We start from the raw sequence: 12,551 nt of genomic DNA, 5'->3' as shown, positions 1-12,551 counted from the left end.
CGCGACCGTGGCGATCGGCACCTCACTTCCGGTTGTACGCGGCGAGGAACGCGGTGCCCAGCAGTGCGGAGCCGAAGATGGGCTCCGGCTGTTGGCGGTTGAAGATGTCCCTCGCGTGCGTGAAGATCCGTCCGTCCCAGGGCGCCAGGTTGACCCAGCGCGGCGCCTGCTGGTCCTGGGATCCGAGGACACCGCTCCCGTTGACGTAGCTCCAGACGTGCGGGGTGCCGTCGGCGTCGTGGTGCATCAGGTTGTCGGTGTAGGTGGCGGCCATTCGCCGGATGTCCGCGTCGCCGAACACCAAGCCCGCCCGCTGCGCCACGAGCATCGCCTCGACGTCGACGGCGCCGTGCGAACCGTCCTCCATCTGGCGAGCGCCGGACGGGTAGGCGGGTGTCCACTCGGAGACGTCGTCGACCTGCCGGTAGCCGTTGTACACACGCCCCTTGGTCCACCAGTAGTGCCACACGTAGCTGTTGCCCTGGACCATGAGATCGTTGCGGAAGGTGGTCAGCATGCGAACCGCTCGGTCGCGGTACGCCGGGTGGCCGGTAAGCGCGGCGAGATGGAGCTGCGTGGTGGCCAGCGCCAGGAACTGGTTGTGCGGCATCTCGCAGCCGTCGAAGGCCAGCGGTGTCCCCTTCGGCCAGATGTAGAAGCCCTCGCCCTGGTCGTTCTGGCGCCATTCGCCGTCGTGACAGTCGACCGCGGCACGGGCCGCCTGCAGGTATCGGGCCGCCTTGGCGCCATACCGCGCATTCAGTATCGGGTTCTCACGGACCAGCCGGCAGAACTCGGCGATCGGAGCGGTGACCATTCCGGTGTGGACAGAGAAGACCACGTACGCCGACGCCATGGTGTAGGTACCGGCCCGCGGCACCGCCGGGGCGTTGTCCGGCCGGAGGTCCACGGCCGTGGCCCGGGTGGATGTCGGGTTGGCGTCGAGGATCCGCTTGACGACGTAGTCCGGGCTGGTCGCGTCCATCGTCAGCTTCGTGAACGTGTTGGAGACATTCACGCGGGTGTCCGTAACGATCACGGTGAACCGATCGGCGGACTCGGGCACCACCTCGGCGACCACGGTGTTCGCGTAGGTCTGGGAGGTGCGTAGCCGCAGCACCGGAGTTCCGTTCGCGCCCGGGACGTCCACCTGGCCGGCCGTGTACGGCTGCCAGCCCCGCCATGCCGGCCGCGACTCGCCGCGCCAGTCCGTGACCCCGCGCACGCTGTCCCGGTTGCCCAGGATGGCGTCGGTGTTGCGGCACAACAGGTCCAGGTACCGGGTGTCGCCGAACGCCTGGTACATCGCGAGATACGAGCGCAGGATGTAGGACTGTCCCCAGGCCAACGCGCCGCCGATCTCGTTGGGCACATCGGGCTGCGCTTCGCCGTGCTCGGTGAAATACGCCTCGGCCCAGTCGTAGGTCGCGCGCAGGGCATAGTCACGGCCCTCGGCGCGGGCCAGGGGCGCGGTCGCCAGGCCGGCGGTGACGCCGAGGCCGAGTACGGCGCCGGCCCGGAAGAGCTGCCGGCGTCCCAACTTCGGGTTGAGGTCGGTCATAAGGTGTTCCCTCCGTGCGGTGGTCAACCCTTTACTGCGCCCTTCATCCCTTCGAGGATGTGGCGCTGCATCAGAACGAAGAAGACGATGACGGGGATCAACGAGATGACCGTGCCGGCCGCGAGGGAGCGCACGTCGGTGCCGGTCACACCGGTGAGATAGGACAGTGCCAGTGCGATGGGGTACTTGTCGGTGTCCTTGAGCACCACGAGCGGCCAGATGAAGCTGTTCCAGACCGAGATGAACCCGAAGATGGCCAGCACGGCGAACGCGGGCCGGGCCGCCGGGACCATCACGTGCCAGAAGATGCCCCACTCCCGGCAACCGTCCATCCTGGCCGCATCCTCCAGTGCCTGCGGCACCGCGGCGAAGGTCTGGCGCAGCAGGAAGATACCCGTGGCCGAGAGCAGGCCGGGCAGGATGACGCCGCCATAGCTGTCGGCCAGGCCGAGCTGCGAGACCACCAGGAAGCGCGGGATCAGCATCAGCTCGCCCGGCAGGAACATGGTGGAAAGGAAGAGCATGAAGACCAGGCCGCGGAACCGGAACCGCATCCGTGCCAGCGGGTAGGCCGTCAGTGCCGCCACGACCAGATAGGCCGGCACCATGACGCCGACGTAGAGCACCGAGTTCAGTAGGTAGCGGGGAAAGTCGATGACCGTCCAGGCATGGATGAACCAGTCCGGGACCGGCGGCCGGGGAATCAGGTCCGGCGGGAACGAGAACACGTCCTGCGTGGCGGGCTTCAGCGCGGCCGAAAGAAGCACCACGAACGGGGCGACGAAGACGATCGCCAGGATGATGAGCACGGCGTAGTTGGCCGCCAGCGCCGGCAGGCGGACGCGACGGGTGCGGGCCGTCATTGACGCTCCCTCGTGATCCGGTAGTTGAGCAGCGCCAGAATGATCATGATCGCCCAGAGCACCAGCGCCACCGCGCTGGCGTAGCCGAAGTCGTAGTCCTCGAAGGCCTTGGACCACACGTAATAGCCCAGGGTCATCGTGCTGTCCTGCGGGCCGCCCCTGGTCATCACGTACACCGAAGTGAAGACCTGCATCGCGTCCAGCATCGCCATCGTCGACGTCACCGCCATGTGCGGGACGAGCAGCGGCATGGTGATCCTTCTCAGCCGCTGCCAGACCCCGGCGCCGTCGAGCTGGGCGGCCTCGTAGAGCTCGGCCGGGATGGCCTGCAGGCCGGCCAGGTAGATCATCATGTAGAGCCCCATGCTCTTCCAGCCCTCGATCACGATCAGGCTGGGCAGGGCCCAGGTCGAGTCCAGCAACCACGCCTTGGGTTCCTCCGAGATCCCGAGGGTGGTGACCAGCCAGCTCAGCACGCCCTGGGAGTCCAGCACGTACTTCCAGGTGACGGCGACCGCGACCATCGAGACCACGACCGGCATCACGATCGCGACGCGAAACGCCTGGATGCCGCGGAGCTTCTGGTTGACCAGTACCGCGAGAAACATCGGTGCGAACACCGCGAGCGGGATCATGCCGGCCAGGAACAGGAACGAGTTGGCGAGCGCCTCGTGGAACCGGGAGTCGCCGAGCAGGCGCGTGAAGTTGGCCATTCCGACCGGCACCGGCGGCGAGATCCCGTCGTAGTCGAAGAACGCGAGCTGCAACGCCTGGGTGGCAGGCCAGACGTAGAACACGGCGAACAACACCAGGCCCGGCAGCATGAACAGCCACGGCGACCACAACGGCGGCCGGTTCGGGCGTGCCCGCCACCGCGAGCGCCGCGCGGGGACGAGCGAGGGCCGGGACCCACGCGGCGGCACCGGCCGATCGGCCACGGCGGCCGGCGGGGACATGTCGCTTCCGGACCCGATGGGCATTTCACCTCCCACCTCGGACAACAGTCGAAGTTAAGGCGTCTGGAACATGATTCATCGATGTCCCAAACGGGTGCGACGACTATAGGTCCGGTCCCCCACCCTGGTCTAGCCCTGACTCTCAACACGTCAAATAACGTTGTCTACCAAGTATTTTCAAAATCAGACCAACACATCGACCGCGCCCCCCGATGGGCTATTGACTAGTCGGCAACCCATGTCCGAAACTGTCGACCGTTGCCTCACCACGTCATCGGCCTTCAACCACCTGTCGGGAGTCGCCATGCGATCCGATCCGACCCTTCGTCCGGCCCGATGGTGGCGCGCCCTGGTCGCGTCGCTGGCCCTGCTGCTGACCCTGTCCGGCTGCATCAGCGGAACCAACGCCGGCGGCGGTTCAGACCAGCCGGACTCCACCAAACTCGGCGGCGAGGTCGAATGGTGGACGATCAACCTGAAGGCGAACTACGGCGAATACGTCCAGGGCCTGATCGACCGCTACCAGGCCGGCCACCCGGGCACCAAGATCAACTGGGTCGACGTTCCAGGCAACGACCTCGCCACGAAGCTGCTGGCGGCACTGTCCTCCGGCAATCCGCCGGACCTGGTCAACATCAACTCGAAGGACCTGGGCCGGTTCCAGAACTCGGTGGCCGACCTCCACAAGTACTTCACGGCCGAGGAACTGGCCGCCTACCAGCCCTCACTGGTCAAACCGCTGGAGCGGGACGGGGCACTGACCGCGCTTCCCTGGTACAACGGCGGCTCACCCGTTGCCATCTACCGAAAGTCTGCGCTGGCCGGGACCAGCTTCGATGCGCAGAACCCGCCGAAGACCATCGACGATTTCCTGCAACTGGCCACCGAGGTCAAGCAGAAGTCCGGGGTGGCCGGGATGAACCTGTACGAGTGGTCGCAGGTTCTCCCTTACTACGGCGTGGACATGCTGAACCCGCAGCGCACGGCGGCCGCGTTCAACACCCCGAAGACGATCGACATCCTCAACAGGTGGAAGGCGGCCTACGACTCCGGGGCGATCGCGCCGGGTGTGGTCTCCAAGGACATCCGCAACCTGCCGGAGAACATCGAAAACCGCCGGATCGGGTTCGTCGCGAACGTGCCGGCGACACAGCTGGTCAACACGCAGAAGAACGCGCCGGAGGTCTACGGCGACCTGGTCGTGACGCCGAGCGCCCGCACGCCGAACGGGAAGCTGCTACTGGCCGCGCAGCAGACCTTCGCGATCCCCAACGGCTCGGACAACAAGGCGACCGCCGCCGACTGGCTCAAGTTCGTCACCAACAACGAAAACCAACTGGCGTTCTGCAAGGTCGTGGCGATCTTCCCGTCCACCAAGGCGACGCTTGAGGATCCGTACTTCGCCGTTAAGGGCACCGACGCGAGCGCCGTCGCGCGGAAGATCATCGTCGACACCCTGCCCGACCTGGCGGACGGCGCCCTCGGCACCCCCAAGGACCAGCAACTTCGTGACCTGTTCGACGAGCAGATCCGCGCCTTCCTACAAGGCGCCGTGGACGCAAAGACCGCGCTCGGCAACGCCGAGCAACAGTGGAATCAGGAGCTGGCGAAATGACGGGAGCACTACGGGTCGGCGTGGTCGGCGCGGGCATCATGGGCACCGGCAACGCCCAGGTGCTCGACTCGCTCGCCGGGGCCGAGGTCGCCGCGATCACCAGCCGCACCCGGGCCGACGCCGAGAAACTGGCCGGCGGGCTGAGCGGGCAGCCGGTGGTCTTCGACGATTACGACCAGCTCATCACCTCCGGCGCCGTGGATGCCGTCGTCGTGACGACGCCCGACCACCTGCACGCCGACGTCGTGGTGAAGGCCGCGGCCGCCGGGCTGCACGTGCTGGTGGAAAAGCCGTTCACCACCTCGGTCGCCGACGCCGACCGCTGTGTCCAGGCCGTGCGTGAGGCCGGCGTCGTGGCGATGTGCATCTTCAACCACCGGTGGATCCCCGCCTACGCACAGGCCAAGGACCTGATCGCCGGGCTCGGCGCCCCGGCCGTCGGCTACGCGCGCAAGGACGACACCATCTACGTCCCGACCGAAATGCTCAGCTGGGCTCAGCAGACCACGTGCGCCTGGTTTCTCTCCAGTCACGACATCGACCTGGTCACCTGGCTGTTCGACGACGAGATCGAGCAGGTGTTCGCCACCGCCCGCTACGGGAAGCTGTCCTCGCTGGGGATCGACACCCCGGACGCCATCCAGATCCAGGCCCGGTTCCGCCGGGGCGCGGTGGCGACGTTCGAGTCCGCGTGGATCTACCCGAACACCTTCCCGACGATGGTCGACAGCTATGTGACGCTGATCTGCGACGACGGCGCGATCCAGCTGGACCGCCAACAGGAGAACATCGTGCTGGCCACCGACCGCGAGGTTTCCTTTCCCCGCAACATGTTGCAGCGCGTGGTGCACGGCGTGCGGGCCGGCGCCTACACCGACGCCATCGCGCATTTCGTGCACTGTGCCAACACCGGCACCGAACCGCTGATCACGGTCGAGAGTTCGCGGCACGTCACGGCCGTGCTGGAGGCCGCCCACGCCTCGATCGACCAGGGCCGGCCGGTCGCCGTCGCCGGGGTGGCCCGATGACCGAGCGCTGGGTGGAAAACCCGCCACACGTCGACGAAATCCGGATGCGGCACATCAGCGAGGAGCACCTGCTCGACGCCCTCGATCTCACCGTGCCGGGCCTCGAGCCGGTCGCCAAGGTGGCCGGAGACACCGAGCGGATGCTGCGTGAGTGGCGGGCCTACCGGGCCGCGGGGACCGCGCCGGTGCCGGTCGGCGACCTCCGGCGTTGGGTCCAGCGCCGCGCGGCCCGGCCGTCGGCGCCGCCGGCCGACACCGTGCTGCGCTACCCCGAGTCGGTGCGCCATATCCTCGGCACCCGCGCCGGGAACGGCGGATTCCGCGAGGCGGCGGACGCGCTGCTGGATGCGGACATCGACCTGCTGGACAGCAGCCGCGGCCGGTCGAGCTTCTACGGCTTCCACTACCTGTACTGGATGAAGCCGCTGCTGGAGGCATACGCCCTGACCGGACGGGCGGAGTACGCCGCCCGGTACGGCGAGCTGTTCTCCCGGTGGTACGACGTGCGCGACCAGGTGGTCGGTGACTGGCCGGGACTGGACGTCATCTGGTACTCGCTCGGGATCTGGGCGCGCAGCGGCATGTTCAACCAGGCGATCTCGCTGCTGTCCGGCGAGCCGGCGTTCACCGACGAACAGTGGCGGCGGACGATGAAGTGCCTGCTGGGCGGTGCGCGCTGGGCGGCCGAGGAACACGTCTCGTTCCGGCACGGCAACTGGCAGGTGGCCTCGGTCAGCGAACTCGCGCACACCTCCGCGCTCTACCCGGAGTTCGCCGAGCACCGGACCTGGCGTGACGTCGCGCAGCGGCGGATCGAAGACCACCTGGAACTCGACTTCTACGCCGACGGCGGCCATTTCGAACGCGCGCCGAGCTACCACGCGATGTGCCTGCAGGCGCTGCAGGTGGCGGTGCTGTCGGCCGACCACGAGCAGTGGCCGATCACCGATCACCCGCGGCTGCGCGCGGCATACGGCTGGCTGGCCGAGCTGGCGCACCCGGCCGGCTGGGTGCCGCACCTGCAGGACTCGCACGTCGTCCGGCCGGCGGAGCTGCTGCTGGCCGGCCATTACCTGTGGGACGAGCCGACCTGGAAGCACCTGGTCGAGAAGTGGATGGACGCCGACGAGATCGTGGACCGGCTGGACCGGCTGGGACCGCGGCCGGACGGCACCGACCCGGTGGAGCGTTTCCTGGCGGCGCCGAGCACCCCGCCCGCCAACAGCAGCCGCCTCCTGCGGACGAGCGGGCACGCGATGCTTCGCCACGGCTGGTCTCCGGCGGACCTGACCACGGTGGTGAACCTGGGCCCGTACGTCGGACACGAACTGGAGTCGCATTCGCACCACGCCGCACTGGACTTCGTCATCTCCGGCTGGGGCGAGCCGCTTGCCTGGGAGGCGGGCGGGCCGCCCAGCTACGACGACCCCGGCTACTACTCGTGGTTCCAGGCGGGTCGCGGGCACAACAGCGTGACGCTGGACGGCGAGCCGGACTCGGTCGGCCGCAACACGGTCGTGGAGTCGTTCTGGACCCTGGGTGCCGATGTCAGTGCCGATGTCAGTGCCGATATCGCTGGCCGTGGCGTGGACGTGGTGACCGGCCGGCACGACGCGTTCGCCCAGCGGCACCGCCGGCGGATCGTCTTCGTCCGCTCGGCGCCGCAGTACTGGCTGGTCGTCGACGACCTCGGCGGCTCGCCGATCAATTCGACCTGGACGCTGCACGGAGTCTCCCCGTGGCGGGCCGACGGCGACCGGCGGTACGTCTCCGAGTCCGGCCCGGGCCTGGTCGTGGTGCCGGCCGAGGCACCGGCCGGCGTCGAACGGGACACCGGCCCGGCCCGGCTCCCGAGGTGCCAGATTCCGTTGCCCACCAACGACGACGCCTCGGCACTGCGGGACCGTCGTGCCCAGCCGGACGAGTTCGGCACCATTCACGGCCTGCACCTGGCCCACGAGCGGGGCACGCTGCACACCGTCCTGGTGCCGTTCCAAGAAGACGCGCCGGACGTGGTGGTCGAGCCAGGCGACGGGCCTGGGACGGTCACCGTGCGGCTGCCGGGGGCACAGGACACGGTCGGCCCGGACCACTGGACCCGCGACTACGGCGACGGCGTGTTCGAGCGGGCGCGCTGGGACCTCGACCCCGAGCAACCCGAGGCCGACACCGCGTTCCCCGCGATCACCGGCCGCGGGGTGCTCGCCTGGTGGTGCCGGGTCGACGGCGAGGGACTGGTCGCGAACGTCGTAACCGACCGGGCGGCCGTCGTCACCGTGCACGCATCCTGGGCCTCCCGGGCGGAGGTCATGACGGTCAACGGGGTCGAGGTCTCCCCCACCGTCTCTCCCACGGGTGCTGGCGTGCGACTGCCGTCGGAAGGGCCCTGGACGATCCGCATCGCGCGGCCGGCGGCCCATGACTGAGAGAACCACTGCCGAGCTGAGGCTGCTCGACATCGCCGCGTCGCTGGGCCGGCACCCGGCTCACGACGTCGGCGACGGAACACCGGCGGCGATGCTCGCCGAACTCGACCGCTACGGGATCGCCGAAGCCGTGGTCACGCATTCCCTTGCCACCCACCACGATCCGGCGGCGGGCAACGCGCGGCTGCTGGCCGAGGTCGCCGGCCAGCCCCGGCTGCACGCCTGCTGGACGGTCCTCCCGCCGACCTGTGGGGAGCTACCGGCTGGGGCGGCGCTGGTCGCGCAGGCCCACGCGAGCGGGGTGGCGTTGCTGACCGCCCGGCCCACCTCGCACGGTTTCGACCTGACCGGGCCGGACCTGGCGCCGTTGCTGGAGGCGGCCGCCGGGCACGGGTTGCCGGTGCTCGTCGAGACGAGCGAGGCCGGCTGGCGGGAAGTGGAGCTCGTCGCCGCGGCGCACCCCGATCTCCGGCTGATCCTCTCCGACGTCGGCTACCGGGAACTGCGGCGGCTGTGCGGCCTGCTGGAGCGGCGCCCGGGGGTGCTCGTCTGCACGGCGAACCTCTCCGGCCACCTCACGCTGGAGTTCCTGGCCGAGCGGTTCGGCGCGCACCGGCTGGTTTTCGGTACCGGGCAACCGGTGCGTGACCCGGCGGAGGCGGTGGCCCGCCTGCTCTGGTCCGAATTGGACGATGCCGCGGTGCGCGAGATCGGCGGCGGGACCATGCGCCGGTTGCTCGCGGGGCCGCGATCCACAGTGGAGGTGAGATGAACAGCCGGGCGCCGGCCGGGCAGGTGCTCAGCCGCGAACCGTGGGCGGGTGCGGTGATCCTGGACGCACACGCGCACGTCGGGCCGTACCACCGGTTCTTCGTGGCCGATCCGAGCGGGGAGGCCATGGTGCGGGTGATGGACCGCTGCGGCGTCGCGGGCTGCCTCGTCTCCAGCCTGCTGGCGGTGGAGCTCGATGCCGACTCCGGCAACGAGGAGACCGCCGCGCTGTGTGCGGCGCACCCCGACCGCTTCGCCGGCTACCTGGTGATCAACCCGTGGCAGGATCCGGCCGGCCAGCTCGCCCGCTGGCGCGACCACCCGTCGTTCGTCGGGATCAAGCTCCACCCGGACCTGCACGAGTACCCGCTGGACGGTCCCCGCTACGCGGCCGTGTGGGAGTACGCCGAACGCACGGCTCGCCCGGTCCTGGTCCATACCTGGGCCGGCTCGCCGTTCGACGATCTGTCCCATGTGGACCGGGTGGCGACGGATCACCCGCGGGCGTGGATCCTGGCCGGGCACTCGGGCGTGCTCCCCAGTTCCTTCGACCGGGCGATCGACGTGGCCCGCCGCAACCCGCGGGTGCTGCTCGAACTGTGCGGCTCCCACATGCACGGCCGGGCGATCGCCGAAATGGTCCGGGCCGTCGGGGCCGGGCAGGTGGTGTACGGCTCCGACTTCCCCTTCATCGACTTGCGGATGTCGTTGGGGCGGGTGATGTTCGCGCGGCTCTCCGAGGAAGACCGGGCGGCCGTCCTCGGCGGGACCATGCTCCGGCTGCTGTCCCGGCCAGGCCCGACCGGCGTGCCTCTGCTCGACCGCATCGGCACGTCCGGCACACTGGCGCAGTGAACGACGCGGCTTCCCACTCGCCGCGGCTGGGCGTTCCGCCCCAGTCCCCCGGCGACCACCTGGCCCGGGTCCGGGCACCGGTGACGATCGGGGTTGTCGGCCCGCCGGACGTGGTACAGACCATTATGAGCCTCGACGCGGCCCTGGGCGGCAACGTGCGGCTGATCGGCGCTGCCCACCAGACCGTCGCGGAGACGCTCTCCAGTGCGCAGACGGTGAGCGAGCAGGCGGACATCGTCCTGTTCACCGGGCCGCTGCAGTACGACCTGGCCGCCGAGTACCTGCCCATACCGTCGACGTTCGTGCCGATCAGCAGCACGTCGCTGCTGTCCGCGCTGATCCGCGGTTCGGCCGATCCCGCCATCGACATGGAGCGGATCAGCATCGACTCCATCTCGCTGGCGGAGGTCGGGGAGGCCTACGCCGACATCGGCCGCGACGACAGCCGGTTGCACGTCGCACCGTACGAGGGTCCGGCATCGGTCGACGACTTCGGCGAGTTCCACGCCGAGCTGTTCCGCTCCGGGGCCACCACGGCGGCCTTCACGACCGTCAAGTCCGTCGCGAACCGGTTGGCGGAGGCGGGGATTCCGACCGTCCGGATGTCGCCGACCACGGCCGTGCTGCGCACGGCCCTGGTCACGAGCGCCTTGCTGGGCAGTGGTTACCTGCTGGAGGAAGCCCAGCTCGTGCTCATGACCGTGCAGGTCATGGCACCGGTCGGGTCCGGCCACTGGGGCTGGAGCAACTATCGGTTGCAGGGCACGCGGCTCGCCGTGCACCAGGTCCTCCTGGAGGAGGTCGAGAACGCCGGCGCGGCGCTGGTGGCGCACGAGGGCATGACGTTCGGTGTCACCGCGACCGCGGGGGCGCTGCGCCGGATGACCGACGACCTGCACGTCGCGCCGTTCGTCGACCGGCTGGAGGCGGCGTTGGGCCTGCGCGCCCTCGTCGGTATCGGCACCGGCGGCACCGTGCAGGAGGCGGACGCCAACGCCCAGCGGGCGCTGGGCCTGGCGCAGAGCCATCCCGGGCACCCGGTGCAACTGGTCAGCACGGACGGCACGGTCGTCGGGCTGCCGCCCCGGTCCCGCCGGCGCCCCCGCGTCGTCGCCGATGACAAGTACGCTCACGAACGGGAACTGCTCCGCCGGATCGTCATGGCGCTGCCGGACACCGAGCCCGAGCCGCTGATCGTCGACGCCGCGCGGATCGCCGACGCACTGTCGGTCACCCTGCGCAGTGCCCGCCGGATCCTGCACAGCCTGGCCGCCGCCGGCATGGCCTGGACGATGCCGCCCGCGCCGTCACCCGGCGGCGGTCGCCCCCGGCAACGCTTCCGGCTCATGATCGGCAAACTCGAGGCCCGCTGACCCGCCCTCGACGGTGCGCTCACGCGCCGACCGGCGGATGGCCGACGGCGTGGTGCCGGTTTCCCGGACCAGCACCCGGCGCAGCTGGACCGGCGTGCCGAACCCGCTGGCCCGCGCGACCTGCGCCATGTCCAGGTGAGTCCGTTCCAGCAGCCGCTGAGCGTGCCGTACCCGGCGCTGGCTGACGTAGTCGCGGAACGTGGTGTCCAGCTCGGACCGGAACAGGTGGGAGACGTGAAACGGGCTCACCCCGACGGTCAGCGCGACACCTTTCAGTGTCAGCTGCGGATCCGTGAAGTGCTGGTCCACATACCGCCGGACGAGATCGAGCGTCGCGCTCGGTGTCCGCCTGCGCTGACCCGCCAGCTCGGCGACCACCCGCTCGATCCACGCGGCGACGGCGGCTGGTTCGTGCAGCTCGGCCAGTTCGGCCAGCGCCGGGTAGGGCACTGACCCGCACACGGCCATCCAGTCCGCGGCCGTGCCCGTACCGAGGCGCCCGTGCAGCGCCGCGGTGGCCGACAACACCTGGCCCAGCAGCCACCGCCGGACCGTCTCGTCGTCGCCGGCGGCTGCTTCGAGCGCGGTGCTGAACCAGTGCCAGAGCAACCGGCTGGCGCGATCGGGTTCGCCCCGGCCGATCGCGCGCGCCAGTTCGCGGTGGACGTCGTGCGGGATCGGGACGGCCCCTTCGCCGGTCGTCGCGCCCACCGTGATCACCCGGTCCGGGCCGAGCGTCAGCTTGGCCCGGTGGGCGCGCCGAGCGGAGGAGAGGGCGTCGGGAATCGCGTTCGGTCCGGTGACCACCTGACCGACGGCCACCGTCACCGTGACGTCCCGGCCGGCACGCACCCCGCGATGAATGCCGGCCGCGACGGCCTCGGCCCGGGCCTTCAGCTCGTGCGCGGTCGCCGAGCGCAGGACCAGCACCCACTCGTCGGGCAGCGATGCCTGGACACTGGCGCCGGCCTCGTCGCGGACCTGGTCGTCGATGACGCGCCGGAGCGAGCGGCGGGTGCGATCCGCCCACCCGTCACTCCTCGACCGGGAAAGGAAATCGTCCACGTCGACGATGAGGCAGCAGACGGCCGGGTCGAGCATTT

The 12,551-nt window shown here is 69.8% G+C and carries 10 protein-coding genes; 6 read left to right on the top strand and 4 right to left on the bottom strand.

What is annotated here, in order from left to right; translation table 11 throughout:
* Positions 1 to 22: 22 nt before the first annotated feature.
* Genes A3CU_RS45255 through A3CU_RS0117825 form a run of 3 tightly spaced genes read right to left on the bottom strand, consistent with a single transcriptional unit; the run spans position 23 to position 3,404 of the window.
* A complete protein-coding gene (locus A3CU_RS45255; RefSeq protein WP_052371817.1) occupies positions 23 to 1,561 on the bottom strand; it encodes a hypothetical protein in 1,539 nt (512 codons plus the stop codon).
* 23 nt (positions 1,562 to 1,584) lie between these two features.
* Positions 1,585 to 2,424 carry a carbohydrate ABC transporter permease gene (locus A3CU_RS0117830; protein ID WP_052371816.1) on the bottom strand — a complete coding sequence of 280 codons (840 nt, stop codon included), beginning with the start codon at positions 2,422 to 2,424 and terminating at the stop codon, positions 1,585 to 1,587.
* A complete protein-coding gene (locus A3CU_RS0117825) occupies positions 2,421 to 3,404 on the bottom strand; it encodes a carbohydrate ABC transporter permease (protein WP_211246447.1) in 984 nt (327 codons plus the stop codon). Before A3CU_RS0117825 ends, A3CU_RS0117830 begins: the two co-directional genes overlap by 4 nt.
* 280 nt (positions 3,405 to 3,684) lie before the next feature.
* Between A3CU_RS0117825 and A3CU_RS0117820 the strand changes: the two genes are divergently transcribed.
* The 6 genes from A3CU_RS0117820 to A3CU_RS0117795 are packed head-to-tail and all read left to right on the top strand — an operon-like array spanning position 3,685 to position 11,448.
* On the top strand, positions 3,685 to 4,995 hold the full coding sequence (locus tag A3CU_RS0117820) for an ABC transporter substrate-binding protein (RefSeq protein WP_169739650.1): 1,311 nt from the start codon (positions 3,685 to 3,687) through the stop codon (positions 4,993 to 4,995).
* Positions 4,992 to 6,023, top strand: a complete 1,032-nt coding sequence (locus A3CU_RS0117815) for a Gfo/Idh/MocA family protein (protein WP_027943466.1) — start codon at positions 4,992 to 4,994, stop codon at positions 6,021 to 6,023. Before A3CU_RS0117820 ends, A3CU_RS0117815 begins: the two co-directional genes overlap by 4 nt.
* Positions 6,020 to 8,449: a heparinase II/III family protein gene (locus tag A3CU_RS0117810; protein ID WP_027943465.1), complete on the top strand. Its 2,430-nt coding sequence runs from the start codon at positions 6,020 to 6,022 to the stop codon at positions 8,447 to 8,449. The genes A3CU_RS0117815 and A3CU_RS0117810 overlap by 4 nt, the downstream gene beginning before the upstream one ends.
* Positions 8,442 to 9,221, top strand: a complete 780-nt coding sequence (locus tag A3CU_RS0117805; protein WP_027943464.1) for an amidohydrolase family protein — start codon at positions 8,442 to 8,444, stop codon at positions 9,219 to 9,221. Before A3CU_RS0117810 ends, A3CU_RS0117805 begins: the two co-directional genes overlap by 8 nt.
* Positions 9,218 to 10,075, top strand: a complete 858-nt coding sequence (locus tag A3CU_RS45250) for an amidohydrolase family protein (RefSeq protein WP_063628844.1) — start codon at positions 9,218 to 9,220, stop codon at positions 10,073 to 10,075. Before A3CU_RS0117805 ends, A3CU_RS45250 begins: the two co-directional genes overlap by 4 nt.
* Positions 10,072 to 11,448: a hypothetical protein gene (locus tag A3CU_RS0117795; RefSeq protein WP_027943463.1), complete on the top strand. Its 1,377-nt coding sequence runs from the start codon at positions 10,072 to 10,074 to the stop codon at positions 11,446 to 11,448. Before A3CU_RS45250 ends, A3CU_RS0117795 begins: the two co-directional genes overlap by 4 nt.
* Here A3CU_RS0117795 and A3CU_RS0117790 read toward each other — a convergent pair.
* Positions 11,383 to 12,549 (bottom strand): helix-turn-helix domain-containing protein, encoded by a 1,167-nt coding sequence (locus tag A3CU_RS0117790; RefSeq protein WP_027943462.1) that lies wholly within the window; start codon positions 12,547 to 12,549, stop codon positions 11,383 to 11,385. The genes A3CU_RS0117795 and A3CU_RS0117790 overlap by 66 nt on opposite strands.
* Between the last annotated feature and the right edge of the window lie 2 nt (positions 12,550 to 12,551).

Origin of the sequence: Amycolatopsis taiwanensis DSM 45107 (assembly GCF_000519205.1) — a bacterium.
Lineage (GTDB): Bacteria > Actinomycetota > Actinomycetes > Mycobacteriales > Pseudonocardiaceae > Amycolatopsis_E > Amycolatopsis_E taiwanensis.
Note: the sequence above shows the minus strand (reverse complement) of the source record. Positions and strands in the feature narration are given on the sequence as shown.

Excerpts from the sequence above, each read along its gene's own strand:
- A3CU_RS45255 (WP_052371817.1), bottom strand. The coding sequence starts at position 1,561 with ATGACCGACCTCAACCCGAAGTTGGGACGCCGGCAGCTCTTCCGGGCC.
- A3CU_RS0117830 (WP_052371816.1), bottom strand. The coding sequence starts at position 2,424 with ATGACGGCCCGCACCCGTCGCGTCCGCCTGCCGGCGCTGGCGGCCAAC.
- A3CU_RS0117825 (WP_211246447.1), bottom strand. The coding sequence starts at position 3,404 with ATGCCCATCGGGTCCGGAAGCGACATGTCCCCGCCGGCCGCCGTGGCC.
- A3CU_RS0117820 (WP_169739650.1), top strand. The coding sequence starts at position 3,685 with ATGCGATCCGATCCGACCCTTCGTCCGGCCCGATGGTGGCGCGCCCTG.
- A3CU_RS0117815 (WP_027943466.1), top strand. The coding sequence starts at position 4,992 with ATGACGGGAGCACTACGGGTCGGCGTGGTCGGCGCGGGCATCATGGGC.
- A3CU_RS0117810 (WP_027943465.1), top strand. The coding sequence starts at position 6,020 with ATGACCGAGCGCTGGGTGGAAAACCCGCCACACGTCGACGAAATCCGG.
- A3CU_RS0117805 (WP_027943464.1), top strand. The coding sequence starts at position 8,442 with ATGACTGAGAGAACCACTGCCGAGCTGAGGCTGCTCGACATCGCCGCG.
- A3CU_RS45250 (WP_063628844.1), top strand. The coding sequence starts at position 9,218 with ATGAACAGCCGGGCGCCGGCCGGGCAGGTGCTCAGCCGCGAACCGTGG.
- A3CU_RS0117790 (WP_027943462.1), bottom strand. The coding sequence starts at position 12,549 with ATGCTCGACCCGGCCGTCTGCTGCCTCATCGTCGACGTGGACGATTTC.